This window comes from Flavobacterium gelatinilyticum (assembly GCF_027111295.1).
In the GTDB taxonomy this organism is placed as follows: domain Bacteria; phylum Bacteroidota; class Bacteroidia; order Flavobacteriales; family Flavobacteriaceae; genus Flavobacterium; species Flavobacterium gelatinilyticum.
Window position 1 is genome coordinate 3,083,798 of sequence record NZ_CP114287.1, and the last position, 25,864, is coordinate 3,109,661.

Annotated in this window: 22 protein-coding genes and 2 tRNA genes; 15 read left to right on the plus strand and 9 right to left on the minus strand. The window is 35.6% G+C overall.

The features are described 5' to 3' along the window. Window positions 1-238: 238 nt before the first annotated feature. From OZP11_RS13050 to OZP11_RS13070, 5 genes are all read right to left on the minus strand, one after another. Window positions 239-484, minus strand: coding sequence for a GIY-YIG nuclease family protein (locus OZP11_RS13050; RefSeq protein ID WP_281231002.1), 246 nt, complete (start codon window positions 482-484; stop codon window positions 239-241). Window positions 485-546: 62 nt separating this feature from the next. After that, window positions 547-620: transfer RNA gene (locus tag OZP11_RS13055), tRNA-Asp, on the minus strand. A 512-nt stretch (window positions 621-1,132) separates the two neighbouring features. Next, window positions 1,133-1,206 (minus strand) — tRNA-Asp (locus OZP11_RS13060). Window positions 1,207-1,292: 86 nt separating this feature from the next. Beyond that, a complete protein-coding gene (locus tag OZP11_RS13065; protein ID WP_281231003.1) occupies window positions 1,293-2,219 on the minus strand; it encodes a DUF58 domain-containing protein in 927 nt (308 codons plus the stop codon). Beyond that, complete coding sequence (locus OZP11_RS13070; RefSeq protein WP_281231004.1) at window positions 2,216-4,804, minus strand: M1 family aminopeptidase; 2,589 nt, start codon at window positions 4,802-4,804, stop codon at window positions 2,216-2,218. The genes OZP11_RS13065 and OZP11_RS13070 overlap by 4 nt, the downstream gene beginning before the upstream one ends. A gap of 157 nt (window positions 4,805-4,961) precedes the next feature. On the opposite strand from OZP11_RS13070, the gene OZP11_RS13075 reads away from it, so the two are divergent. The 5 genes from OZP11_RS13075 to OZP11_RS13095 all read left to right on the plus strand — a co-directional run bounded on the left by OZP11_RS13075 (window position 4,962) and on the right by OZP11_RS13095 (window position 10,621). Then, the gene (locus tag OZP11_RS13075) at window positions 4,962-5,312 is read left to right on the plus strand and encodes a hypothetical protein (protein ID WP_281231005.1); all 351 of its coding nucleotides are present in this window, start codon (window positions 4,962-4,964) and stop codon (window positions 5,310-5,312) included. Between the two features lie 404 nt (window positions 5,313-5,716). Continuing rightward, window positions 5,717-6,637, plus strand: a complete 921-nt coding sequence (locus tag OZP11_RS13080; RefSeq protein ID WP_281231006.1) for a DUF4625 domain-containing protein — start codon at window positions 5,717-5,719, stop codon at window positions 6,635-6,637. A 15-nt stretch (window positions 6,638-6,652) separates the two neighbouring features. Continuing rightward, on the plus strand, window positions 6,653-7,123 hold the full coding sequence (locus OZP11_RS13085) for a DUF4625 domain-containing protein (protein ID WP_281231007.1): 471 nt from the start codon (window positions 6,653-6,655) through the stop codon (window positions 7,121-7,123). Window positions 7,124-7,135: 12 nt separating this feature from the next. Then, window positions 7,136-9,340, plus strand: coding sequence for a TonB-dependent receptor (locus OZP11_RS13090; protein ID WP_281231008.1), 2,205 nt, complete (start codon window positions 7,136-7,138; stop codon window positions 9,338-9,340). Window positions 9,341-9,391: 51 nt separating this feature from the next. Further along, complete coding sequence (locus tag OZP11_RS13095) at window positions 9,392-10,621, plus strand: hypothetical protein (RefSeq protein ID WP_281231009.1); 1,230 nt, start codon at window positions 9,392-9,394, stop codon at window positions 10,619-10,621. Between the two features lie 221 nt (window positions 10,622-10,842). On the opposite strand, the gene trxA is transcribed toward OZP11_RS13095, so the two are convergent. After that, complete coding sequence (gene trxA / locus OZP11_RS13100) at window positions 10,843-11,160, minus strand: thioredoxin (protein WP_068844792.1); 318 nt, start codon at window positions 11,158-11,160, stop codon at window positions 10,843-10,845. A 251-nt stretch (window positions 11,161-11,411) separates the two neighbouring features. On the opposite strand from trxA, the gene OZP11_RS13105 reads away from it, so the two are divergent. From OZP11_RS13105 to OZP11_RS13115, 3 genes are all read left to right on the plus strand, one after another. Further along, window positions 11,412-13,877, plus strand: coding sequence for an AsmA family protein (locus tag OZP11_RS13105; protein WP_281231010.1), 2,466 nt, complete (start codon window positions 11,412-11,414; stop codon window positions 13,875-13,877). A 104-nt stretch (window positions 13,878-13,981) separates the two neighbouring features. Beyond that, window positions 13,982-14,749, plus strand: a complete 768-nt coding sequence (locus tag OZP11_RS13110) for an HNH endonuclease (RefSeq protein WP_281231011.1) — start codon at window positions 13,982-13,984, stop codon at window positions 14,747-14,749. A 504-nt stretch (window positions 14,750-15,253) separates the two neighbouring features. Then, window positions 15,254-15,568, plus strand: coding sequence for an HPF/RaiA family ribosome-associated protein (locus OZP11_RS13115; RefSeq protein WP_281231012.1), 315 nt, complete (start codon window positions 15,254-15,256; stop codon window positions 15,566-15,568). A gap of 193 nt (window positions 15,569-15,761) precedes the next feature. Here OZP11_RS13115 and OZP11_RS13120 read toward each other — a convergent pair whose 3' ends face one another. Then, window positions 15,762-16,424 (minus strand): hypothetical protein, encoded by a 663-nt coding sequence (locus OZP11_RS13120; RefSeq protein WP_281231013.1) that lies wholly within the window; start codon window positions 16,422-16,424, stop codon window positions 15,762-15,764. Window positions 16,425-16,785: 361 nt separating this feature from the next. Here OZP11_RS13120 and OZP11_RS13125 point away from each other — a divergent pair, with 361 nt between their 5' ends. The 5 genes from OZP11_RS13125 (at window position 16,786) to OZP11_RS13145 (ending at window position 20,824) form a co-directional block, all read left to right on the plus strand. Then, entirely contained in the window at window positions 16,786-17,274 is a 489-nt protein-coding gene (locus tag OZP11_RS13125; protein ID WP_281231014.1) for a nuclear transport factor 2 family protein, read from the plus strand. A 263-nt stretch (window positions 17,275-17,537) separates the two neighbouring features. Next, the gene (locus OZP11_RS13130; protein ID WP_281231015.1) at window positions 17,538-18,920 is read left to right on the plus strand and encodes an ammonium transporter; all 1,383 of its coding nucleotides are present in this window, start codon (window positions 17,538-17,540) and stop codon (window positions 18,918-18,920) included. 138 nt (window positions 18,921-19,058) lie between these two features. Then, a complete protein-coding gene (gene trmB, locus OZP11_RS13135; RefSeq protein ID WP_281235527.1) occupies window positions 19,059-19,736 on the plus strand; it encodes a tRNA (guanosine(46)-N7)-methyltransferase TrmB in 678 nt (225 codons plus the stop codon). Between the two features lie 40 nt (window positions 19,737-19,776). Then, window positions 19,777-20,415 carry a LysE family transporter gene (locus tag OZP11_RS13140; protein WP_281231016.1) on the plus strand — a complete coding sequence of 213 codons (639 nt, stop codon included), beginning with the start codon at window positions 19,777-19,779 and terminating at the stop codon, window positions 20,413-20,415. Window positions 20,416-20,497: 82 nt separating this feature from the next. Further along, entirely contained in the window at window positions 20,498-20,824 is a 327-nt protein-coding gene (locus OZP11_RS13145; protein ID WP_281231017.1) for an MGMT family protein, read from the plus strand. Window positions 20,825-20,836: 12 nt separating this feature from the next. Here the strand turns inward: OZP11_RS13145 and OZP11_RS13150 are convergent, their stop codons facing one another. Next, the gene (locus OZP11_RS13150; protein WP_281231018.1) at window positions 20,837-22,162 is read right to left on the minus strand and encodes a sensor histidine kinase; all 1,326 of its coding nucleotides are present in this window, start codon (window positions 22,160-22,162) and stop codon (window positions 20,837-20,839) included. Window positions 22,163-22,262: 100 nt separating this feature from the next. Further along, window positions 22,263-23,606, minus strand: coding sequence for a sigma-54-dependent transcriptional regulator (locus OZP11_RS13155; RefSeq protein WP_281231019.1), 1,344 nt, complete (start codon window positions 23,604-23,606; stop codon window positions 22,263-22,265). Between the two features lie 158 nt (window positions 23,607-23,764). On the opposite strand from OZP11_RS13155, the gene OZP11_RS13160 reads away from it, so the two are divergent. Next, window positions 23,765-25,009 carry an efflux RND transporter periplasmic adaptor subunit gene (locus OZP11_RS13160; protein WP_281231020.1) on the plus strand — a complete coding sequence of 415 codons (1,245 nt, stop codon included), beginning with the start codon at window positions 23,765-23,767 and terminating at the stop codon, window positions 25,007-25,009. Window positions 25,010-25,136: 127 nt separating this feature from the next. Then, the gene (locus tag OZP11_RS13165) at window positions 25,137-25,844 is read left to right on the plus strand and encodes an ABC transporter ATP-binding protein (RefSeq protein ID WP_281231021.1); all 708 of its coding nucleotides are present in this window, start codon (window positions 25,137-25,139) and stop codon (window positions 25,842-25,844) included. Window positions 25,845-25,864 lie beyond the last annotated feature (20 nt).

Genomic DNA, 25,864 nt, shown 5'->3' on the forward strand with positions numbered 1-25,864 from the left:
TTTCTCCTTCGTCGAAATGACAAAACTAGCCGATCATTTAAAAATAAATTAGCGCGCTTTGCGTAAACCTTAGTGTTCTTTGTGGTTAAACCTCACAAAAGTTTATCCAAAAAAAAAATGCCTCTCGTAATGAGAGGCATTTTACAAACTTGGTCTCGTTCTTGAAAACGAGAGGACTCGAACCCGTCTCGTCCGTAGACGAGATGACAGGCATGTATCCTAACCAACTGAACCTTTGTTACTTTTGATTATTAATTAAAGCCTCAAGGGATTTCCTATTTAGCTTTTTCAATCTCAATTCCTCAATCAAAGCTTCTTTTTTAGTTTCAAATGATTTTGAATAAACTAATTCCCATGGCCCTTTATTAGCTGTATATCTGCTTTTATTTTCATTATGATACAATAATCTTTGCGAAATATCTTCACTAAAACCTTTATAATAAACATCAAAAGTTTTAGAATAAATTATATAAACGTAAAACATAAATCAAAACTTAATTATAAAAAAAATGCCTCTCGTAATGAGAGGCATTTTACAAACTTAGGCGGTCTGGACGGGACTCGAACCCGCGACCCCATGCGTGACAGGCATGTATTCTAACCAACTGAACTACCAAACCCTGCGTTATTGTGGGTGCAAAAATACAACAGAATTTCGTTTCTGCAAGCGTTTTTACGAATAAAATTTTGATAATTTTTTAATTAATTAAATTCCAATATTTTAAAAGTTTAGATTTTAATGAAAAAGTAAGAACTTTCTTTTATTTAACCTACAAAAAGTGCAATCACGATAGCTATCGGGAGCAAAAGCTTTATCAAATTACAGCTTTGCGGACTTTGCATTCTTAAAAAATATCTTTGCGTATTCTTTGCGATCTTTGCGGTTAAATCTTTGTCGAGTTCCTAGTGTGATTTCTCCCTTCGGTCGAAATGACAAACTATACGATAAAATTGGAATTTGCCGATAGGCTATAAATCAAAAAAGCCATCCACAAAAGTGGAAAGCTTTTCATTGGTCTAACTACTAAACCAGCTACGAGTTACAAAGTCGTAGCAAAACAACACAACTAATCTTAGATACCGTTTTTGGGCAAAAAAGCCTTTCCGTTAAGAAAGGCTTCTCCCAATATTGCGGTCTGGACGGGACTCGAACCCGCGACCCCATGCGTGACAGGCATGTATTCTAACCAACTGAACTACCAAACCTCTGCGTTATTGCGGTTGCAAAGATATAACAGAATTTCATTTCTGCAAGCGTTTTTATAAAAAATATTTAATTTTTACAAAAAACATTATCCAAAGTTTTGTTTTTCAACTAAATAAGTAGTCAATATTTTTTCAAAATTATCGCCAACATTTACCGGAACGTACTTAATTTGGTTCTTTGCACAGGTTAAAGCCAGGTTTTTAAAGTAAGCTTCTACCCTTTTTTCATATTCTATTTTAACATTATCAGCAAAAATCGAAACTTCTTCGCCTGATTCTAAGTCAATGAACTTTCTTGGTGCATTATCAAAATCAAATTTCAATTCTGTTTCATTATCAACTACATGAAACAAAACTACTTTGTGTTTGTTATGTTTTAAATGTTGCAAAGCATTGAACAATTTCTCATCATCTTCTGTCTGAAACATATCGGTAAACAAAATAATCATCGAACGACGGTGCATTTTCTCTGCAATTTGGTGCAGATAGGTAATTGTATCGGTCGTTTTTTTGACTTTTGGCTGTTGCAGTAATTCCTCCAGCTTATTCAAAAGCATTCTATGATGACGATCACTTCCTTTTTCTGGCGCATAGTATTCATATTTATCTGAAAAAACGCTTAAGCCGACTGCATCACGTTGTTTCTTTAAAATATTCATTAAAACTGCCGAAGCCAAAACTGCAAAACCAATTTTCTTTTCATAAAAAGGCTGATTCGATTTTAGTTCAGGATAATGCATTGACGACGAATTATCTACAATAAGATGACAGCGTAAATTGGTTTCTTCCTCAAAACGTTTCGTGTACAAACGATCGGTTTTGGCAAACAATTTCCAGTCGATATGTTTGGTGCTTTCGCCTGCGTTATAAACTTTGTGTTCGGCAAATTCGGCAGAAAATCCATGAAACGGACTCTTGTGCATTCCCGATATAAAACCTTCCACAACCTGATTTGCCAGCATTTCGAGATGCTGAAAACTGGAGACTTTCTCTATTTCCGATTCAATTTTCATTCGGTTTCTTTTTTAATATTTTGTGCTTTATAAAGCAAATCTGTCGCCATTAATAATTTTCGCTTCAGAATTGGACTAAAATTAGGATTTTCTTTTAAGAAACGCTGTACTTCATCAAAAGCATATTTCGACGAATACTTCCCAACAGTATTATCTAACCAGTCTTTCGGAAAGAAAATATCTCCCGTGCGCTGAATTTCGTCTACCAAATCTAATGAAAATCTAATATACTTCTGCGCACTTTCCTGACGAAGCGGATGATTTACATTCGACAACCCAACCGAAACCCACGATTCTTTCTCGCGATTGGCATCGTCTTTTAATGATTCAATAAAAGTATTTCGAACCGATTCGTCATTTGATAAGGACGGAAGCAAAAATTCAAATCGTTTTTGTTTGTCCGGATTTGTAATTGTTGTTCTGGTTTTTTCTAAGATTTCATTGGCTTTTTCATGTTTAAAAATCGCCAGATTCATCGCCATGTTCGTATAATCATCTTCGTTCAATTTCAATCCCGGAATTATAACTTCCTTATTCCAAATCTGGTACAATTTGGCTTTCGCCGAATCTGAATACGCAATCGAACTGAATAATCCGAATAAAGTCTTTTTGATATTGGCTGATAAGTTGGTTTGCAAACGGCTAAATAAAGTATCAATAAGCTGTTTCTGAACTTTATTTTGTTGCTTTTCAGCAAAGAATCTCCAATAAATGGTATTCAAATTATTAGACACAATTCGTAATACCAATTCGTTTTCTTCAGTTTGAATTCCTTTAAAAAAACAATCAAAAGCTTTGTCTGGAGCAATATTTCCAATCAAGGTATTTTCGTAAAGATTACTATATGCAGAAGCTCTTGCCACCTCATCTTTTAAACTTGAAATGGCATTCAAATTATTCCCGTCAAGCGGAAAAACTCCGTATCCAAAACCGTTATAATTATAAATTATGGCAAGCGGTTTTTCAAGTCCAATAGCTTCTTTTAAAATTAAATTTTTATCTGAAATATTTGCCGTCAGTACTTTTACATCATTAGTATAAACGAAACCAATTTGAAAAATCTGAGGCCAAACATTATTTGATTTATCTTCTGCTTTCTGTTGAATTTCGAACTTTTTAATTCGGTTTTTAGAATCGTATTCTATTTTATCTAAGAAAATCGTTCTTCCCGATTTGTTTACCCAAACCTCACTCCATTTCTTCATATCGAGAGGCGTTTCGGCATCGAGAATTTCGACCAAATTATTCCAATCGGCATTGTCATTGGCGTATTTCTCAATGTATTTTTGAATTCCTTTCTGGAAAGCCTCCTTTCCCATCGAAGCTTCTAACTGACGCATCATAATTGGTGCTTTGTTGTAAATCATGGCACCGTAAAGTGAACCTGCATTTTTTAAATTTGCTAAATGCTGTCGTATCGGATGTGTTCCCAAAGATCGGTCTTCCGCGTAAGCGTTAGGATAATGCGCCGAGAAAAACTGTAAATTATGATTGACTTTTGGAAAAATCGGATTCATAATTTTATCTGCCATGAAGTTCGCAAAAACTTCTTTCATCCAAACATCATCAAACCATTTCATCGTTACCAAATCGCCAAACCACATATGTGAGGTTTCGTGTGCAATAAGTTTTGCTCGGTTTAATTTTTCACTATCTGTTGCGCTGTTGTCCAAAAACAAAGTCGATTCTCTGTACTGAATCGCTCCTACATGTTCCATTCCGCCGTATTGAAAAACCGGAATTGAAGCAAAATCCAACTTCTTGAAAGGGAATTTATAATTGGTATATTTTTCTAAAAAATCTAATGATTGTTGATGCAGATTGAAAATTGTATCAGTGCTGCTTTGTATTTTTTTCTCATCATTCTCGCGATATAAAAAATTCATTTCGCTAAATCCGAACTTCTTTTTAGTAGTTTTAAATTTTCCCGCTACGAAAGAAAATAAATACGTACTCATTTTATCCGATTCATCAAAGCCATACCTCATATAAGAAACATTATCAATCACAATTTCATATACTCCAAAAATTCGGGAAGCAGAAAGAACGGTCCATTCAACAGGAACCTGTAGAGTCAGTCTATAAGTCGCTTTTAAATCTGGTTGATCAAAACAGGGAAATAAAGTACTGGCGCGATCTGGAACCAACAGCGTATATAGAAAATCATCATTTCTGTTTAAAGATAAATTTCCTGCGATAAACGAAATTTTAATTTTATTTTTTCCTAAAATCAAATTCTCAACAGGAATTGCGATGTGTCCTTTTTCATGAATAATTGCAATGTTTTTCCCGTTGGCTTCAATTGTTTTTATGTTTTGAGTTTTCTCTTTAAAATCTAAATACAACGGCTCACTCAAATCTGACAAAGACAAATCTACATTAACCTTAGAAACAATATCTTCACTTTTCTTATTCGGAATTTCAAATAGAAGTTCATACTTGAGATCTGAAATTTGATGTTTTCTAAATTGAGCCAATTGCTCTGAGACACCTTCTTCCAAAACAAGATTTCCTTTTGTTTTTGATTGAGAAAATCCAATCGTAATTGCCATTAAAAAAGCAAGAAAGGGGTAGAAAATTTTCATTTTTAGAAGGAATATATGAATGGCTAAAATAGCAAAAGCAATGATTTTTCGCAACTATTACCGCAACTTCATTGCATTTATAAATAAGATTTCTATATTTGCAACAATAGTGCATTAATTGCATAAAATACCACTTACGGAAGTTAACTCTTCACGAATGAAAAAGAAATTTAAAATTATAAATCTTTTAATGCCGTTTATCGTATTGTTTGCAATACTGTTTCCGGCCGTGCATTCGTATGAGCATATTCTTGACACACAGCTTTCGAAGGAAAAAATAGAATATTCGGTTTCTGAAAAACCGCAGTTTAAATCCAAACTGCATTCTTTTCATAAATGTTCGATCTGTGATTTTAAATTCAGCGCCGTTGGTACATTTGAATTCAATGTTTTTCAATTTTATAAAAATGTTTCTGTTGTAAAACATATCATTTTTTACAGCGAACAACATTTTGTATTTTTTAAAGGCTCACTTTTCTCACTCCGAGCCCCGCCTTTTACTATCTAGTATTTTTTTGTGTTCCGATTTTCTGATTCGGAGTTGAACTGCATTTTTATTTAATTCAAAAATTTGTCTTTAACAGATTATTCTGCAACCATTTTGTTGGAAGAATTCTGGACATATTTGATCTTGAATCTTTAAATAATTATTCATTTTTAGTTGTCTATTTTACAGCTTTAGTTCACTTTTTATATAGAAAACCCCAAAGTTTTTCTGTAGAAATTCTGCTTTCGCACACAAAAAAAACTCACTTCATTTTATTGGTTTATTTCATTCAGGCTAGATCTCAATCAAAGGTTTTGGTTTGAAATAAGCTGTTTCGTGCTTTCCCTGATTTTAAAATCGGTCGGCATTGTCTTTTGTAACCCAAATAATTCTTTATAAAAATGATCAAAATCAAATCAGAAAAAATGAAAACAACAAAACTAATTCTGGCTTCGGTCTTTGCCATACTTGCTTTTACAGGTTGCAGCAACGACGATTCGGAACAAGAAAAAGCAATTCCGACGATTGACAAAATCGAATTGGGGCTTGGTAATAATGAAACCGCAACTATTGGTGCAGATTTTCATTTTAATGCCGAAATCACTGCAGCCGACAAAATAAAAGATGTACAGGTGAAAATTGTACAAAAAAGCACAGAAACATATTCAAAACCTTGGTCTCACGAAATTACGTGGACGCAATATGTCGATGCTAAAAACGCAACGGTTCACAAACATTTTGACATTCCCGAAGATGCTGCAGAAGGAAAATACGATTTCATTATTATCGTAAACGACCAGAACGGAACCAAGCTGGAGGTAAAGAAAAACCTAACGATTTACAAACTCGAAAATATTCCTGTAAACCCTGTTGTTTCGGTCTTTACGGTTTTTATCAACGATGCTTTTATGTACAGAAAAGGAAAATTTCCTGATGCTGATGCGAAGTACAAAAACAATGATATTTTCAGTTCACAAGTTACGCTCGAAGGTGTAAAAGGAGACGGAATTATGTACCTGCTTTTGATTAATAAAAATGCGAAACACAATCCTGAAAGTGTCGACCAAATTGATTTTAACAAAGTGATTGTTTATGATGTTTTCGAACATAAAAATATGGCAGATGCCGGACAGTTTTCTAACATTCCCTGGGATGGTACAAAGTTTTTAAGAGAAACTCCAAAGCTTACAATTGGCGCTGCAAAAGATAATAATGTTCCTGTTCAGCAAGATTTAATCGCTAACAAATCCTGGGCAGCCGGCGATTATACTTTTCTGGTTTTGTATAAAAACACAACATACAATATCAATTTTTCTCAGTCAGTTGATCTTCCGTTTTCTCTTTAATTAAAATCAAAAAAAATGAAAAAGATAAAGTTTCTATTAGGCATTTTGGCTCTTGCTTTTATTTCTTCCTGCTCCAGCGATAATGCAGAAATCGATACTGAATATCCTGTAATTGATATAACGGGGGCAAACGCTTTTCCAATTCAGTGCAGTACAATCGAGCGCGGTCAAACTATCACTTTTAAAGCCGCTTTTAATGACAATGTGGCTTTGGGTTCTTACAGCCTTGATATTCATCACAATTTCGATCATCATACGCATAGCACGGAAGTAACAACCTGCGAAACTGAAGCGGTAAAAAAACCGGTAAAACCAATGCTTTTCATCAACAATTATACTATTCCTGATGGTGTAAAAAGTTATGAAGCAACAGCACAAATTTCAATTCCTGCCGATGTTGATCCCGGAGATTATCATTTTATGATCAGACTTACGGATAAAGAAGGCTGGCAGACGCTGAAAGGTTTAAGTATTAAAATTTTATAATATCAGAATTTAATGAAGAATGCCCAATCCATTTTTTGGAAATATTGTTTTTTACCCGTCAGTTTATTGTTTTCGGCAGAAGTTGTTTCTCAAAATCAGCCTTCAGAAAAAAAGCCTGAAATTAAAGAACTCAACGAAGTTATTGTCAACGGAAATGCTATTGAAAAACGCAAAAAAGAAGAATCGCTGAATGTTGAAACTGTAAACAGCAGTTTTATTCAGCGCAATCTGGGCGGAAGCTTGATGCAGTCTTTACAACGATTACCCGGAGTTAAGACTATTTCTATTGGTTCCGGAGGTTCAAAACCGCTTATTCGTGGTTTGAGTTTTAATCAGGTAATTGTGGTTGAAAACGGTTTGAAACACGAAGGCCAGCAATGGGGCGCCGATCACGGTTTAGAAATCGATCAATATGCTGTAAACCGGGTAGAAATCATAAAAGGTCCTTCTTCGTTTATTTACGGATCTGACGCTGTGGGCGGTGCGGTAAATATTAAACCGCTTCCTCTTCCATCCAAAAACACCTTTGGCGGAAGCGTTGACCTTACCGGAAAAAGCAATAACGCGCTGTTTGGAAGTTCTATTAATTTATATGGAAGAAATCAAAACTGGTTTTTCGATTCTCGCGTAACCACTATGGATTACGGCGATTATCGTGTTCCGACTGATGTCGTTCATGTCTACAGTTATGCGGTTCCGTTATACAAAAATCATTTGCGAAATACAGCTGGACGTGAACTCGATTTTCATTTGAGTACGGGGTATTCTGGAGAAAAATTGAAGTCGGTTTTTTATTTCAGCAACGTTCATACAAAAAGCGGATTTTTCGCGAATGCGCACGGACTCGAACCGAGAAATGTCGATATCGAATTGCACGACAAATCGAGCCGGGATATTTTGATGCCGTATCAACAGGTTAACCATTTGAAATTGAGCAATACGACTTCTTTTAATTGGGGAAATCATGCTTTTGAAACGCAGATTGGTTTTCAGAAAAACTTTAGAAGAGAATGGAGTCATTACGTCAATCACGGTTATATGCCACCGATTTATCCAGATGATATGTACGCACCTCAGGATTTGGAACGTCAATATAATAAAGACGTTTGGTCATTTTCTGCAAAAGATGAATTTAGAATTAACGGGCATCAAATTACTATTGGAACTAATGTCGTGGCACAAGAAAATGCGATTGGCGGATGGAGTTTTTTGATTCCCGCTTTTTCGCAATTCAACGCGGGTTTGTTTGCTTATGATAAAATCGAACTAAACGAAAAATGGTTTCTGCATGGCGCGGTTCGTTACGATTATGGCAAAATCCAGATGAAATCGTATTATGATTGGTTTCAAAGTTCGGTTTCAGAAAATAATCAGACGCAGTTGGAATATTTACAGCGTTCTCAGGATTTGACTAAGAATTTTGACAGCTTTACATGGTCAGCCGGGGTAAATTACAATCCAGGAAATTTGACTTTGAAAGCCAATCTGGGTTCGAGTTTTAGAATGCCGATTGCGAAAGAACTGGCTTCAAACGGTGTGAATTATCATTATTTCAGATTCGAAAAAGGAAATCCAAATCTGGATGCCGAACGTTCATATCAGTTGGATTTAGGAATGGAATGGCAGCAGCAAAACTGGTCTTTTCAGCTGACTCCGTTTGTCAATTATTTTCCAAATTTTATTTATCTGAATCCAACCTCGGCACACGACATGTATTACGGAGCCGGAAATCAGATTTTCGAATACGAACAAAGCAAAGTATTTCGTTACGGCGCTGAATTTCAGACTCGGTATTATTTCGTGAAATCGTTAAGCGCAGAAATTGGTGCCGAATATCTGTATTCAGAACAAAAATCTGGAAGCAAAAAAGGATATACGCTTCCGTTCTCGCCGCCGCCTTCTGTTTTGTTTGGATTGAATTATGAACCGCAAATCCGTTTTTTAAAAGATTCTTATTTCTCTGTTGATTATCGTCTTACAGGGAAACAGGACAATATCGTACCTCCTGAAAAGAAAACAGCCGAAAGTCATGTTTTCAATTTGTCTTTTGGAACAAAAATAAAAGCCGAAAAACAGGATATCAGCATCAGCGTTCAAATTCAAAATTTATTTAATACGAAATATTTAAATCACACCAGCTTTTACCGACTTATCGAACTTCCGGAAGCCGGACGGAATATTATTGTATCGATGAAAATTCCGTTTTCATTTCGATAAATCCGGCTGATCAAAACCTAAATTATTTATACATTTAAAACCTTCATTGCAATGAAAAACAAATTTTACAAACTGCTTTTTTTATTCTCATTGTCCCTTTTTGCCGTTTCGTGCAGCAGTGACGATGATAATCATGACGACCACGATCATGACCACGACCACGAAGCTTCGGGCGAACATACTTTTGTCAGGATTTTACTTTCTGATGAAAAAACAGCGGAGTTAACGCTTTTTGATCCGCATGAAGATAAAATCAATTCTTTTACCGCTAAATTCCCTAAGGCTTCTTTGTACACAACAGAATCCGGGCGTTTTGCCGGAATTGTTCACAGAGACAATAATTTCGTAGAAACATTCGACAGTGGTCTTGAAATGCACGGCGATCACGTTGATGTTGACGATGTTGCTAAATTTGGTACTTTAACCGGAAGCGGTTTAAAACCAACACATTTTAAAAGTAAAATTGGCGAAATCCTGACTTTTAATGACGGAGACGGAACACTTTCTGTTGGTAAAGAAGCAGATGTACACAAAGCCGGAGCAACATTCAAAACCATAAATGCTGGTTTATTGGCGCATCACGGTGCCATGGCAACATTTACAAACGGTACTTATGCCATTACTGAAAAAGACAATTCGGTTACGGGAACGCTTCCTGAAAAAGTAAAAATCATTGATAATACCGGAAAAACACTTTTTGATGCTAAAATTGCTACAAAAGGAATTCACGGAAATGCTTCAGATGGAGTTTATGCTGTTTTTGGTTCTGCAAGCGGAGTTTTGGTTGTAGAAAGCAACGGAAACCAAAAATTGATCGATCATCCGGCAGATTTTGATGCTGCCTGGTTTGGAACTATTTTAGAAACGGCTTCTGCTGGAAAATTTATTGGGTTTACTGCTGCAAAAGGTGCTTATTTAATTGATGTTGTGGCCAATACTGTAAAACCAATTATCGCCAACACAACAATTATGCAATGTAAAGTAAGTTACGATCATAAAAAACTGGCTGTTTTATTGCATTCTGGAGATTTAAAAATCTTCAACATTAACAGTCTTCAGGTTGAAAAAGAAACTAAAGCGACCACAGAAACTGCTTCAGATGCGGCATTAAAACCTCAAATGGCAGTAACAGATCGTTTTGCTTACATTACTTCGCCATCAACTGGAGAATTATTACAAGTAAATCTTGAAACATTGGCGGTTAAGAAAACAAAAGTTTCAGGAACGCCTTATATGATTACGATTTTGGGTTATGAAAACAGTGAAACGCACAATCACTAATTAATCATCGAGAAAATAAAATTCAAAAGTGGTACTCTAATCGAGTACCGCTTTTATTTTGGATAAAGCGGCTATGTTTGTTCAAACTAATCAAATGCCTTTTTCAGATTTCTATAATCTATGTTCCTATGTGTTAAAAAAACTAAGCCCAACTTAATTCCAATAAAAAAGGCTTGACCAGCAAGTCAAACCTTTTTTAAATATAAATCATAATCTTACGATTACAACAAAGCGTCTAAGCTGTCAGCGTAGGTTTGTTTTGGAGCAACTCCTACTTGTTTACCTACTACTTCACCGTTATGGAAAACCAAAACAGTTGGTATGTTACGCACACCATATTTAGCAGCGAATTCCTGGTTAGCATCTACATCTACTTTACCAACAACTACTTTTCCTGCATATTCTTCGCTTAATTGGTCGATGATTGGACCAACCATTCTACAAGGACCGCACCATGCTGCCCAAAAATCTACCATTACCGGTTTATCTGATTTTAAAACTACTTCATCAAAAGTAGCATCTGTTATTGCTAATGCCATAATAATTTTCTTTAAAGTTATTCAGCTTTTGTCTCGGGGACAATCATTTTTCAAAACTGAAGTACAAAGTTAAAAATTAAAAACAAAACCTGCACCATCTGTAAATTAGTTTTGGTTATAAAAGTATTATAAATACTTATATCATAACTCCAATATGTCCTAACATAAAAAGCCTATAAACATGTAAATCAAAACCTTAAGCAAAGTTATTTTTTTATAGTACCTTTAATACATTGGAAATTTGATATTAAATGACGCAAACTTTACTCCAGATAAAAACCTTTCTTGCATCTGAGCGTTTTAAAAAATATGCAAAACGTTCAGCCTATGCTGTTTTAGGATTAATCACCCTTTTATTACTTGCCTGTGGCGGATTGTCGGTTTATTTTAATCAGAATAAAAAGGAAATCGTTGCCAAAATGAACCAGAAAATCAATGAAAATATAAACGGAAAGTTTAGTATTGGCGATTTTCATTATAAGTTTCTTACCGGTTTCCCAAATTTTACCCTGGCTTTAAAAGATGTAGAAATCAGGGATAATCAGTGGACTATTCACAAACATACTTTACTGAAAGCAAAAGAAATCGAAGCCCGGCTGAACATTTGGAGTTTATTGCAAAACGAAATCAACATTCATAAAATCCTGATAAACGATGCCGCGATTTATATTTATAAAGCCGAAAACGGATATTCGAATGTAAATATCTTTAAAGCCAAAAAGAAAAAAACTAAAGAGGCAAAAAATCGCGAAACAACAGTTGATGATGTAAACCTCAGCAATGTACAGGTTACAATCGACAATCAGCTCGGGCATAAATTGTTTGATTTTGAAGTGGCAAATCTGCAGTCAAAAGTAGATTATGAAGATCATAACTGGCGGACGAATCTGTATTTGAAAACCAAAATTAACAGTCTGGCTTTTAATACCGTTCACGGAAGTTTTGCTAAAAGCAGAGAACTCGAAGGCCGTTTTGATATTTCGTATGCCGAAGAAAATCACATTATAAATGTTGAAACCCGAAAATTAAAAATTGGCCGGGACCTGTTTGATATCAAAGCTTTTTTTAATGTAGGGAAAAACAATTCGCTTTTCGGGATTAATATTGCAACCCGAATTTTATGGCGAAATGCTTCCAGTCTTTTATCAGCCAATATTACATCCAAGCTTAACCAGTTTGATTTGAAAAAACCAATCGATGTAAACTGTGATATAAAAGGCGATCTAAATGTCGAAGGCGATCCTAAAATTGTGGTTCAGGCCATTATCAAAAACAACGAACTCACGATTCCCGACGGTTTGTTTACCAATTGTAATTTCAAAGGAATTTTTACCAATAATTTTAAACCCCAAAATGGATTCAACGATCCCAACTCGGCTATTATCCTAACTCATTTTAAAGCCGATTACGAAAATATACCGCTTACGATTCCGCAGGCCGTTATCAGTAATTTAGAAAAACCGCTTGCCACCGGAATCATAAATGCCGATTTTGATATTTCGAAACTCAACGGAATGATGAACGAAAAACTGCTTCATTTTGAAAGCGGTCACGCACGCGCCAGCCTAAAATTTCAGTTTGATATTGTCGATTTGTACATCAATAAACCCCGCGTAATAGGCGATATAGATATTGAGAAAGCCACTTTTGATTATGTACCGAAAAACGTGCGTGCCGAAAATACCGATGTAAAACTTTCCTTTACAGAACAGGCGCTTTACATCAAAAAAATCGCTTATAAACACAAGAAAAACATTATTCAGATTGATGGTCGAATCGATAATTTTCTAAATCTCTATTACGACGCGCCCGAAAAAATGGTCGTAAACTGGAACATTTACTGTCCGAATATCGATGTGAAACAATTTCTAGGGATACTAAAAAACAATCAAAAACAAAAAACAACGCAGAAAAAACAGACTCAAAAAAGCGTTAATTTCTCCAATCAGTTAAAGTCGGTTATAGACAAATGTACCGCCGTTATTAACCTCAAAGCCGATAAAATAAATTACGGAAACCTGACTGCCGTTAATACCCGCGCCCAACTGCAAATGCTGAATTCTAAACTACTGCTCAAAAACGGAAATCTGCAGACATCCGGCGGTTCTATTGCTTTTAGCGGTTTTATTGAACCCAGCGGAAATCATTACGTTTTCAGTTCGATGGCGCAGGTAAACCGTGTAGATATTGCAAGTTTTTTAAAGTCATTTAACAATTTCGGAATCAAATCCTTCAGTCCCAAAAACATTCACGGAAAACTCAGCAGCAATGCCAACGTTACGGGATTAATGAGCAGCAAAGGCGATTTGATTGTTAACTCCATGAAAGGAAAACTAAAATTTAAAGTCACTCAGGGCGCTCTGCGTCATTTTGAACCTATAGAAAAAGTGGGCAAACTGGCTTTTCCGCTTCGCGATGTCGAGAATATTACTTTCAGCGATTTATCAGGCGATCTCAACCTTCGAGGCGAACAAATCGACGTAAAAAATCTAACCATAAGTTCCAGCGTACTAAACTTTGATATTAACGGAATTTACTCTTTCGGACGAGGTACAAATCTCGCGCTGACCATCCCGCTAAGAAATTCCAAAAACGACACCCAACTCACCCAAGCCGAACGTGAGGCCGTTCGCGATCGCGGTATTGTCCTGCATTTACTGGCGGTTGATGATAATGGAAAGATGAAGATTAAGTGGGGAAAGAAGAAGGGAAAGTAGAAAAAAATTAATCCACAGAAAAAAATAAGTAAATACACTTTCACAACTTCTTGTTTATTAATACTCTTGTCTTATATTATTTTCTCAAACCAAATATTTAAATAATGCCACAAAATGATCGCCGTCTTTGGAGCAAAGAAGAATTAATTCTCGCTTTCAATTTATATTTAAAGATTTCTTTTGGAAAAACGCATTCTGGTAATCCAAAGATAATTGAACTAGCCAATCTTATAAATAGAACCCCAGCTTCGGTTGTAATGAGATTGGGTAACTTTGCAAGCATCGATCCATTTCATATAAACAGAGGAATCAGCGGGTTAAAAAATGGTATGAATCAGGTTCAGCCAATTTGGGATGAATTTTTCAATAATCAAGAGGAACTAATATTTTTGAGTGAAGAAATTCTTGCACAAAAGCAGCATACTTCAATCGAAAAAAAGTATGAGAACATCCTTTCTGATATAAAAAATTTGGAAGGAAAAGATGTTTATCGAACTGTAAAAACACGAGTAAATCAATCTGTTTTTAGAGAAATGATTTTATCCAACTATAATAGCAAATGTGCTATTTCAGGTATTGATCTTCCAGAACTTTTACTAGCAAGTCATATTATACCATGGTCACAGAATGAAGAACATCGTTTAAATCCTGAAAATGGAATTTGTTTATCTGCACTTTATGATAAAGGATTAGTTGGAATTAATTTGGATCACAAAATTATACTCTCTGATGCATTAAAAAAGAAGAGAGATAATGAATACTTTAACAAATATTTTTATCACCTTGAAAATCAACAGATAATTCGACCTCAAAAGTATCTACCAAAAAAAGAGTTTCTAGAACATCATTTAGATACCATTTTCAATAAATAAATTTACAAATGTAAAACCCGCATGCTTTAGGTGTCCTACGCCTTCCAGAAAGCGTTGCAGTTGTTTCCAATACTGCCACCTTACCATACGGGTAATTTTTAATTCAAATTCCTTACTACTTAAATTAGCTTATTCAGCCAGCAGAATGCTATTACTTAGATTCCGCTTTAGGATATAAGCCCGCAAGATTTAGCTGTTCTACGCCTTTCAGAGCGTTGCAGTTGTTTCCAATACCGCCAGCGCACCACACGGGCAAGAAGTTGTTGTGTTTATATTCTGAAATTTTAGGACTCTGCAAAAGTACTAAAAGTTAAAAATACAGAAAAATATTCTTACAAATTACTTTGCTTGTTGCTGCGGAATTTCTAGTGCGATTTCTCCTTAAGTCGAAATGACAAACTGCGGATATTTTTTTTAAATAATTTCATAATGTTTCCTTAACTCGTTTGGCTTTTTACGCTAAAAAAAATAGCTTTGAGAAACAATCATTAAATTATAAACCGTATGAAAATTCAAATCAACACCGACAAAAACATTGATGGACACGCAAGATTAGAAAGCTACTTTTCTGGAGAATTAGAAAAAGGTTTAGCACGTTTTGAAGATAAAATAACCCGTATCGAAGTGCATTTTGGAGATGAAAATGGCGAAAAATTCAGTCTGCATGACAAAAAATGCGTAATCGAGGTACGTCCTGTAAAATTACAGCCAATCACTGTTACAGAACACGCCGAAACTCTCGAAAAAGCCTTTAGCGGTGCTTTAAGCAAAGTAAAAAAGTCCCTTACTACGACATTTGATAAAATAAAAGCCCATTAAAATATATTTGGTTACGTTTTGTAACTATAAGTTATATAAGTTTATAATAAGCAGAACGCTTTACTATTGAACTTGATATAAAGTTAAAAAACCATATACGTTATAAGATCTATTAAGCTGCTCAAAAAGCAAATCTTAAATCTCTTATAACGTATATGGTTTATTTTTTATAGTTGTTTTTAAACCGTATTTTTTATGATTTAGGCAGAGGCGCTCCAACAGCAACGTCGCATCTGTGACCCGGTTGTCCATGCGGCGGGTTCATTCCTTCTGCTGTTTTTTGCTCTGGTTCTGTACTCAGCAATGCCGGAACCGGATTAGATGCCGGCGGAGGCGTTACTGTAAAACTTTGCGATGCTGTACCTCCCTGCGACGTCGATGTCGCAGCAGCAGCTTTTGCAGCTGGAGAATTTAAAGGTGCTCCTACAGCAATATCGCATCTGTGGCCCGGCTGACCGTGAGGCGGATTCATGCCTTTTGCCGTTTTAACCGGAGTTGTTGTAGTCGTAACTACCTGTGGCTGATTCTGGTTTACCTGAACTGTTTGTCCCGACTGAACTGCAGCCTGCCCTTGTTGAGGCGGTGCCGAATTTAAAGGTGCTCCTACAGCAATATCGCAACGATGTCCGGGTTGTCCGTGCGCCGGATTCAGTCCTTTATTATCTCCTAAAACCGTGTTTGGATTTGCAGTTTGTGTCTGAACAACGGGAGCAGCCGTTTTAGTAGTATCTTTTGCAAGCCCAAGTCGTATTAATTCAGATGTTGCTGTGCTTTCCTGAGGCTCTAATTCTTTTTTGCACGAAACAAAAAGTAAAGAAGTTATAGCGATTGAACTTATAAAGATTTTCGGATTCATAATTTGTGGTATTTTTAAAGCTCTCAAATATACTCGTTTTTTCGGGATAAATTCACATAAGTAATGCTAAGATAATTTTAGCTTTAAGTTGCTTCTAATATAAGATAATTTAAGCTTGAGGCTTCTGGATAGTTTAATTTTTGTTTCACGCAGATTTATTAGATCCTGGCTGATTTTGCAGATTTTATTTATTGAATTCCTTAATTTAATCTCGATAAGCCCCTAAGTTTATCATTTTCACAAAAACTTATATGCCCTAAAAGCATTACCCGCCAAGCTTACATTTACTTGTATAACTTATAGGGTTCAAAAAACAGCCTTCGAAAAAAATTAATACCTTTAAACTCAAATAAATTTACTCATGAAAAAAACAATCCTACTTTTTTTATTAGCTGTTTCGTTTGCAAACGCTCAAACCGACAAAGATCAAATCAATAAAACTTTAGATGCCTGGCACAAAGCGGCGGGCGATGTAAATTTTGATTCTTATTTTAATGTTTTGGCAGATGATGCGATTTATATAGGGACAGATGCTACTGAAAACTGGAACAAAAAAGATTTCCAGGCTTGGGCAAAACCTTATTTTGACCAAAAAACAACTTGGAATTTTAAAGCACTTGAACGCAACATCTTTTTTGACAAATCAGGAAAACTGGCTTGGTTTGACGAATTACTGGACACACAAATGAAAATCTGCCGCGGTTCAGGCGTTTTGGTAAAAGTGGGGAAAGAATGGAAAATCAAACATTACGTTCTTTCAATGACAGTTCCGAATGATGAGGTTGATGCTGTAACCAAAATTAAAACCCCAATTGAAGATGCTTTGATTGCGAAGCTTCAAAAAAAATAAACAATTTCAGGTTTTATTCTTATAATCCTAACTTTTAGAGCGGTTTAGGTTTTTGAATAAGAAAAAAATTATAACATATTTAGCAAAAAGTGCCTCTTTTGGAAAGTCAAAACTAAAATAGTCTCAAAAAAACAGATTAAATTTTAAAATATTAGCCAAAATAAAACAACAACCTCTAATTTAACAGCCTTCAAAACAAGAATATTTATTTTTTTTTAACTTTGACCCCAAAAAAAATAGGGTTAAACAAAGTATTTTAAAAAATGAAAATAGAAAAACGCTGGATCATTTCTTTTATCATGATAAGTGTCGTATGTACGATAGGTGCATTTTGGCCAACGGTAACAGAAAATAATTATGTTTTATCAGAATTTGGAACTTTAGATCATATTGTTCCTGCCGATGTTGCCTGGATGCTTACTTCGAGCTGTCTGGTATTAATCATGACGCCTGGATTATCTTTTTTTTACGGCGGAATGGTAGGTAAAAAAAATGTAATATCAACCATGCTTCAAAGTTTTATCTGCCTTGGTGTGGTTACGCTTTTATGGGTTGTTGTGGCATTTAGTCTGGCTTTTGGAGATCCGGTAGGTTTTGGTTCCGGAGATCATTTCTACAGCTTTTTCGGAAACCCAACAACCTTTGCTTTTATGGATTATGTAGGTCTTCTGCCTCATAAACAACTGGCTTCTACGATTCCGTTTATGCTTTTTGCATTGTTCCAAATGAAATTTGCCATTATCTGTCCGGCTATTATCACGGGTTCGTTTGCAGAACGTGTTCGTTTTATCTCGTATTTAGTATTTATCAGTTTATTTACCATCTTTATATATGCTCCTTTGTGCCACGCTGTATGGTATCCTACAGGTGTTTTAGGAAGCTATTTTGGAGTAAAGGATTTTGCAGGAGGAACTGTCGTGCACATGAGTTCTGGTTTTGCCGCTTTGGCCGGAGTTATTGTTCTGGGTAAAAGAAAAAACAGTCAGCATATTCCAACCAATATTCCGTTTGTATTATTAGGAACCGGAATGCTTTGGTTTGGCTGGTTTGGTTTCAATGCCGGATCTGCTCTTGCCGCCAACGGAACTGCTGCTATGGCTTTTGCTACTACTACAACCTCATCTGCCGCTGCGATGTTAACCTGGATTTTCTTCGACAGAATGAACGGAAGAAAGGTTTCGGCTCTTGGTGCCTGTATTGGTGCTGTTGTGGGACTTGTTGCCATTACACCTGCTGCAGGTTTTATATCGGTTCCGGAAAGTATGTTTTTCGGATTCATTACGGCTTTGGTGTCTAACACAGCTGTAAATTGCAAATATTCAAAAAGATTTGACGATACTCTTGATGTTTTTGCCTGCCACGGTGTGGGTGGAATCATGGGAATGATCTTAACGGCTATTTTTGCTCATGGAGAAGATGCGAGTTTACTTCACGGCGGATGGAATGTTTTCGGACATCACATGATGGCGTTAGTTTTGGTTTCTGTTTTTACTTTCTTCGGAGCTTATTTCCTGTTCAAAGTAACGAATTTCATCATCCCGTTACGAGTTTCAGAAGAATCAGAACATATAGGACTGGATTTATCTCAACACGATGAATCTCTTGATCCAAAAGCACAGCCCATTACTGAACCTCATTACGGTTAAATAAGATTTTTTTTCGCCGCGAATTCACGAATTCTTTTAAAAATAAAATTTGTGAATTCGCGGCAAAAAACTTTTAAACCTAATTCCGCTATTTTCATTCGTTTATATTCCTTAATTTTGCCGAAAATTTTTGTAAAAGTGGGAAGTAAAAATAAACTTAAGAGATTCAGAGAAAACGAAACATTTCAAAACGTTTTTCAACCAACAAGAGAAGAAGTGGTAGGCGATTTAATGCCTTTGAAAGGAAAATGGAATTCTGATTTCTTTAAAAATGACAATCCTCTGATTCTTGAATTAGGATGCGGAAAAGGCGAATACTCGGTTGGATTGGCAGAAAAATACCCCGACAAAAATTTTATCGGAATTGATATTAAAGGAGCACGTTTCTGGCGCGGTGCCAAAACAGCTGTAGAAAACGGTATGCATAATGTTGCTTTTGTACGTACACAAATCGAACTGATCAATCATATTTTTGCCGAAGGCGAAGTAGACGAAATCTGGATTACTTTCCCGGATCCGCAGATCAAGTACAAAAGAACCAAACACAGAATGACAAATTCTGAATTCCTGAAATTGTACAAAAAAATACTTAAAAAAGACGGTGTTGTAAACCTTAAAACCGACAGTGAATTTATGCACGGTTATACACTTGGATTACTTCACGGTGAAGGTCATGAAGTATTGTACGCCAATCATAATGTTTACAAAAACGAAGGAAGTCCGGAAGTAGTAACTTCAATCCAGACATTTTATGAGAAACAATATTTAGAAATTAACAAGGCAATTACGTATATTCGTTTCAAAATTAAAGACTAATTAATTTGACCGCTGTCATTTAACCGCTTATACAAGCTGAATGGTTTATTTAACTCCATTATTTTCAGGCTTTATCGCCGCTGCAATTGGGATTATTCCTCCGGGATTAATCAACATGACGGCAGCCAAAATAAACCTGAAAGAAGGAAAAAAGAATGCCTTATGGTTTGTCATTGGAGCGGTTTTCGTGATTTTTCTGCAGGTTTATCTCGCGGTCCTATTTGCCAGAATTATTGATAACCGTCCGGATGTTGTAACCTTACTGCGTGAAATTGGTTTTGTAATCTTTTCGATCCTGACTATTTACTTTTTGTTTATTGCCAAGGAACCAAAAACCAAGAAAAAAGCAGCAATTAAAAAAAGCAGTAAAAAAAGCCGTTTCTTTTTAGGCATGCTGCTTTCAGGACTAAACTTTTTTCCTATTCCGTATTATGTTGTTGTAAGTGTTACACTCGCCTCGTACCATCTTTTTGTATTCGAAAACACGGTTATTTTTACTTTCGTTTTAGGATCGGTTTTGGGATCTTTTGCGGTTTTGTATAGTTATATTGCCTTTTTTGGAAGAATCGAAAAGAAAACCGATTATTTAATGCGTAACATGAATACTATTATTGGTAGTATTACGGGTTTAGTGGCAATTTTGACTCTTTTCAATATTCTGAATTATTACTTTGGGTAATTTAAATCAACCATTAAGAGGGTAAGAAAAATTAAGTTTTTATCTTTATTACTTCATATCTTAATGGCAAAACATCTTTAAAATGGCTGAAGAGAATTTTTTCGAAAGAGTATACGCGGTCGCCAGGCAAATTCCGTACGGAAAAGTAACATCTTACGGTGCAATTGCAAAAGCTTTGGGTACCGCACGTTCTGCCCGAATGGTGGGCTGGGCAATGAATGCCTGCCATAATATGGATGATATTCCCGCACACCGGGTTGTAAACCGCAAAGGACTCCTGACAGGAAAACACCATTTTGACGGAACAAATTTAATGCAGCAGCTTTTAGAAAACGAAGGTGTAAAAGTGGTCGATAACCAAATTGTCGATTTAGAAAAACATTTCTGGCAGCCTGAAATTGAAGGCTGATATTTTAGGAAGTTAAATCAAACAGATCACAAAACTCGTTTTATCTTCATCGGTTTGATAGCTTAGGTAGCCGCCGTGCGCCTCTATAATATTCTTCGAAAGCGTTAAACCAATTCCGGCACCATCTTTTCTGGTCGTAAAAAACGGAAGAAATACTTTGTCCTGAATTTCCGGATCGATTCCTTTTCCGTTGTCTGAAATCGTGATGAAAAAACGGTTGTTTTCGGTATGACTGGATACGTATAATTTCTTATCTGCCTGCTCTTTTAAAGCATAAACGCTGTTGGTAATCAGGTTTATAATTACCTGTTCCATTTGATTTTTATCAATTAAAATCGAGCGCGGGCTATGTATTTCATTTATCAATTTGATATTTTCCGCGTTTAAAATCGGACTCATGATTCTAAGGCAGTCTTCAAAAAGAACATTTATTGGTGTCATTTGTTTGGCAGGCGTTGGCAGCATCGCCAGTTTGCGGTAATTCTCGACAAAAACCTGCAAATGATCGCTTCTGTTTATAATGGTTGAAATACTGCTTTTTATGTCTTCAAAATCATCTTCTTCCAATTGTTCCTGATCGACAATGTGGAGTAAATTCTGCGAAAGCGCCCTGATTGGCGTCAGGGAATTCATTAGTTCATGCGAAATAATCTTCATCAGATTAATCCAGGCTTCTTTTTCTTTCTTTTCGATAACACGCTGAATACTATCTAATAAAACAATAAAATATTCTTTGTTGTAAGTCTGTGTTTTAGATGTCTGCAGCATAAAAGTCTGCAAATCCTGCTCTTCAATTTTAATCGAAATTGCCGATTTTAATTCGCTGAAATCTGTTTTTTCAATTTCAGAACAAAGAGATGGCAGATAATTTTTAAGATATTTCCAATGACTCACTTTTGGCACTTTAAACAAATCTGAAAAACAATCGTTCATCAAAAAAATAGTCCAGTCTTCGGTTTCTTTTTCAAGGATTAAAGCCGCAGTATCGATATTATTCAAAAGCGAACGGTAAATAAGCTCTTTTGAGGTTTGTTCCTGCTGGCGGATTTTTAATGTCTCGTATAAAGTGTACAGACTTTTGAAATTGTTCTTTTTATTCTCTTCGGGAAAATGGGTTGAGAAATCATTCTGCAAAATCGAAAGCAGGGTTCTGTCGTAAAACTGCAGTTTATTTTTTGCGTAGAAATACATTTCCGTAAACATCAAAACAGCAAAGAAACCTACTAAAAAGGCATTATAATAAAGCGTTTTATAAATTAGAAAAGCGCAGAAAAAAAAGAGGATCATTACAAACAAAACCCTAACAAATAATGCATTATAGAACTTCCAGTTTTTCATTTTTTATTTTTGCCGCAAATTATGGGATTAAAAAGATTTTTTCGTTGTCTTAAAGTTTCGTTTTCTAGCAGATTTTAACAGATAAGAAAAAACTTAATTCTTAATTCTTCAAATCATATTTATCAATTCTTCTATACAAAGCCGCTCTTGACAAACCCAGTTCTTCGGCGGTTTTGCTGATGTTTCCATGGTGTTTTAAAAGCGCTTTTTCGATAGCCGTTTTTTCCATTTCTGACAATGGATTTTCATCATTTTCCTGAATTTCTTCAAAATCAAGAATATCCAGATTGCTTAACGAAATCGTGTTGTTATCAGCCAGAATAAGGGCTCGTTCGATTTTATTTTCCATTTCCCTCACATTTCCTTTCCACGGATAACGTTCTAAATATGGAGCCGTATTATCATCAAATCGCCAGTTTTCCTGATTGTACTTTTCGGCAATCTGATTGAGAACAAAATTTGCCATCGGAATTATATCTTCTTTTCGTTCACGCAGCGGCGGTAAATTAATTTCCATTGTATTGATTCGGTACAGCAGGTCTTCACGAAATGTTTTATTTTTTACTTCCAGCTTAATATCGCTGTTTGTAGCCGCAATTACACGTACATCTAGGTTACGCGGCTTACTTTCTCCCAATCTCGTCAATGTTTTGGTTTGTAAAACGTGGAGTAATTTTGCCTGAAGATGAAGCGGAATATTCCCTATTTCATCCAGAAAAATAGTGCCGTTTTGTGCGGTTTCAAATCTTCCTGCTGTATCTGTTTTAGCATCGGTAAAAGCTCCTTTGGCGTATCCAAAAAGTTCACTTTCGAACAAATTATCGCTTAGAGAACCTAAATCGACATGTACAAAAGGTTCGTTTTTCCTGTTTGAATTCTGATGAATAAATTCGGCAAAAACATATTTTCCGGTTCCGTTTTCACCCAAAATCAAAACATTTGCATCGGTTTTTGAAACCCTTTCGGCAATAGAATAGGCTTGTTTTATTTTTTGCGAAGTGCCTGTAAAGTATCTTTTTTCTGTTTTTTCAACAATAATTTTCTTGTTGTTTTTTCGGCTTTCGGTCAAAGCCTTATCAATAGTTTCGAGTAACTTTTCGTTGTTCCATGGCTTTAAAACATAATCAAAAGCACCAATTTTTATTCCTTCGACCGCAGTATCAATTTTTCCAAAAGCAGTCATTAAAATCACAATTGTATGAGGCGAAAGTGTTTTTATTTCCTTAAGCCAGTGAATACCTTCTCTCCCATCTTCAAACCCAATGCGGTAATTCATGTCCAGCAGTACGACATTTATTTCGTTTTCACTTAAAATAGAAATGATTTTTTTAGGACTGTTTGCCGTAAAAATGGTTTCAAAATGCTTTTTGAGAATCATTTTTGCCGAAAAAAGAATTTCTTCCTGATCGTCAACAATTAATATCTGGGCTAGTTTTTTTCTCATTCTGGTATTTTTTTGTTCGATTTTGAACGGTCAACTGTTCATTATCGAACACTCGGGTTTTGGTTTGTTTTTACGGTCTCTTTAAAATCAGTGCTTTACAAATAATAAATTTTATGGCACAGTATTTACCTATTGGTAATCAGTAAATTATTTAAAAAATGGACAAGGTAATTCCTCGTAAAAATAAAAAATTTAGGTATCTCACAATAGTAATTGGAGTTTTTTTAGTTTTGGCTGTAATTGTGTTTTTTTCTTTTAATTCGAAAAGAACTTTAAATGTAAAAGCAGATGAACTTTCTATTCAAAAAGCAGAAAAGGCTTTTTTTGAAGATTTTGTGGTTTTTCAGGCTAAGGTCGAACCTTTGAACGTAATGCTTGTAAACGTAACAGAAGGAGGATCTGTTAAAGAGATTTTTGCAGAAAATGGTGCAATGGTTACCAAAGGCCAGCCGCTGGCTCGTTTGTATAACCCCAATACTGAATTGAATTATCTGACTCAGGAAACGGCAATTATTGAACAAATCAACAACTTAAACACCGGAAAACTGAATATTAGAAATCAGGAACTAAACCTGACCAAAGATTTTGTTTTAATTGAACACGATTATAACGACGCTAAACGATTGTACGATGTGAATTTAAGGTTGTTTGAGAAAGATGTAATTTCCAGAAACGACTGGAATACGTTTAAGGAAAGTCTTCGTTTTCAGGAAGAACGCAAAAAAACGATTCAGCAGAGTATTCAAAAAGAAAAACAGTCGAATCAGGTTCAGATTTCGCAGATCAACCGTTCGATTCAGACAATGGAAAAAAGTCTGGAAATCTTAAGAAACAACAAAAAGAATTTCCTGATCACAGCTCCGGAATCCGGACGATTAACATCATTTGAACCTGTTTTGGGAAAAACATTCCAGGCCGGACAAAGCATTGGTAAAATCGATTCGAAACAGGGGTATAAACTCGCTGCAGAGGTCGATGAATTTTATCTGGAAAAAGTCCGTGAAGGTTTAAAAGGTCAGGTAGAATTTAAAGGAAAGGCTCTTGAGGTTATTGTGACAAAAGTAATCCCGGAAGTAAAGGGCGGACATTTTATCGTGGAGCTGGCTTTTGCCTCAAAAGAAGATATTGCTTTGCAGGATGGTTTAAGCTTTGGAGTAAAGCTGATTTTATCTGAGAAAAATAAAATTCTTGTACTGCCAAAAGGCGTTTTCAGTCAGGAAACAGCAGGAAAATGGATCTTTGTGGTAAAAGGAAACAAAGCTGAAAGAAGAAATATAAAGTTAGGAAGAGAAAATCCTTCGTATTATGAGGTTCTGGATGGACTGAAGGAAGGGGAATCTGTGGTAATTTCGTCTTACACGGATTATAAGGATATTGAGGAACTCTCTATTAGCAGTAAATAAATTTTTTCAAGTTTCAAGTTTCAGGTTAACACAACGAACCAATCTGAAACTTGAAACCTGAAACAAACAATAAATAATCATTCAATCATCAATCAAAAAACGTTAGTATTAACTAATCTAAAAAACTATGATAACAATACAAAATTTAACCAAAGTATTTAGAACCGAAGAAGTCGAAACGGCTGCTTTGAGCGACATTAATCTCGAAATTAAAAAAGGGGATTTCCTTACCATTATGGGACCTTCTGGCTGTGGAAAATCGACTCTGCTGAATATTATCGGACTGCTGGACGGTGCAGACAGCGGGAGTTACAAGTTACTGGATCAGGAAATGATTGGCTTAAAAGAAAAAGGGAGAGCCAAAGTACGCAAAGAAAATATTGGGTTCATCTTTCAGAATTTCAACCTCATCGACGAACTTTCGGTTTATGATAATATTGAATTACCGCTTTTGTATAACAATGTAAAAGCTTCTGAAAGAAAGCAGAAAATTGAAGCTATTGCCGAGAAATTAAACATTTCGCATCGTTTGAAACATTTTCCGCAGCAGCTTTCGGGAGGACAACAGCAAAGGGTTGCTGTTGCAAGGGCTTTGGTAAACGATCCTAAGATTATCCTTGCTGATGAGCCAACGGGAAACCTGGACAGTAAAAACGGTAATGAGGTAATGGAACTTTTAACAGATCTGCACGCGAAAGGTGCTACAATCCTGATGGTAACCCACTCTGATTATGATGCTTCGTTTTCGCAGAAAACCATTCATATGAAAGACGGTGTAATATTCTCTGAAAAACTAAACCAGAGAAATGTGGATGTTTTTATGGACGCTAAATAAATAAGTCATGATCAAAATTA

Excerpts from the sequence above, each read along its gene's own strand:
- OZP11_RS13050 (WP_281231002.1), bottom strand. The coding sequence starts at position 484 with ATGTTTTACGTTTATATAATTTATTCTAAAACTTTTGATGTTTATTAT.
- OZP11_RS13065 (WP_281231003.1), bottom strand. The coding sequence starts at position 2,219 with ATGAAAATTGAATCGGAAATAGAGAAAGTCTCCAGTTTTCAGCATCTC.
- OZP11_RS13070 (WP_281231004.1), bottom strand. The coding sequence starts at position 4,804 with ATGAAAATTTTCTACCCCTTTCTTGCTTTTTTAATGGCAATTACGATT.
- OZP11_RS13075 (WP_281231005.1), top strand. The coding sequence starts at position 4,962 with ATGAAAAAGAAATTTAAAATTATAAATCTTTTAATGCCGTTTATCGTA.
- OZP11_RS13080 (WP_281231006.1), top strand. The coding sequence starts at position 5,717 with ATGAAAACAACAAAACTAATTCTGGCTTCGGTCTTTGCCATACTTGCT.
- OZP11_RS13085 (WP_281231007.1), top strand. The coding sequence starts at position 6,653 with ATGAAAAAGATAAAGTTTCTATTAGGCATTTTGGCTCTTGCTTTTATT.
- OZP11_RS13090 (WP_281231008.1), top strand. The coding sequence starts at position 7,136 with ATGAAGAATGCCCAATCCATTTTTTGGAAATATTGTTTTTTACCCGTC.
- OZP11_RS13095 (WP_281231009.1), top strand. The coding sequence starts at position 9,392 with ATGAAAAACAAATTTTACAAACTGCTTTTTTTATTCTCATTGTCCCTT.
- trxA (WP_068844792.1), bottom strand. The coding sequence starts at position 11,160 with ATGGCATTAGCAATAACAGATGCTACTTTTGATGAAGTAGTTTTAAAA.
- OZP11_RS13105 (WP_281231010.1), top strand. The coding sequence starts at position 11,412 with ATGACGCAAACTTTACTCCAGATAAAAACCTTTCTTGCATCTGAGCGT.
- OZP11_RS13110 (WP_281231011.1), top strand. The coding sequence starts at position 13,982 with ATGCCACAAAATGATCGCCGTCTTTGGAGCAAAGAAGAATTAATTCTC.
- OZP11_RS13115 (WP_281231012.1), top strand. The coding sequence starts at position 15,254 with ATGAAAATTCAAATCAACACCGACAAAAACATTGATGGACACGCAAGA.
- OZP11_RS13120 (WP_281231013.1), bottom strand. The coding sequence starts at position 16,424 with ATGAATCCGAAAATCTTTATAAGTTCAATCGCTATAACTTCTTTACTT.
- OZP11_RS13125 (WP_281231014.1), top strand. The coding sequence starts at position 16,786 with ATGAAAAAAACAATCCTACTTTTTTTATTAGCTGTTTCGTTTGCAAAC.
- OZP11_RS13130 (WP_281231015.1), top strand. The coding sequence starts at position 17,538 with ATGAAAATAGAAAAACGCTGGATCATTTCTTTTATCATGATAAGTGTC.
- OZP11_RS13140 (WP_281231016.1), top strand. The coding sequence starts at position 19,777 with ATGGTTTATTTAACTCCATTATTTTCAGGCTTTATCGCCGCTGCAATT.
- OZP11_RS13145 (WP_281231017.1), top strand. The coding sequence starts at position 20,498 with ATGGCTGAAGAGAATTTTTTCGAAAGAGTATACGCGGTCGCCAGGCAA.
- OZP11_RS13150 (WP_281231018.1), bottom strand. The coding sequence starts at position 22,162 with ATGAAAAACTGGAAGTTCTATAATGCATTATTTGTTAGGGTTTTGTTT.
- OZP11_RS13155 (WP_281231019.1), bottom strand. The coding sequence starts at position 23,606 with ATGAGAAAAAAACTAGCCCAGATATTAATTGTTGACGATCAGGAAGAA.
- OZP11_RS13160 (WP_281231020.1), top strand. The coding sequence starts at position 23,765 with ATGGACAAGGTAATTCCTCGTAAAAATAAAAAATTTAGGTATCTCACA.
- OZP11_RS13165 (WP_281231021.1), top strand. The coding sequence starts at position 25,137 with ATGATAACAATACAAAATTTAACCAAAGTATTTAGAACCGAAGAAGTC.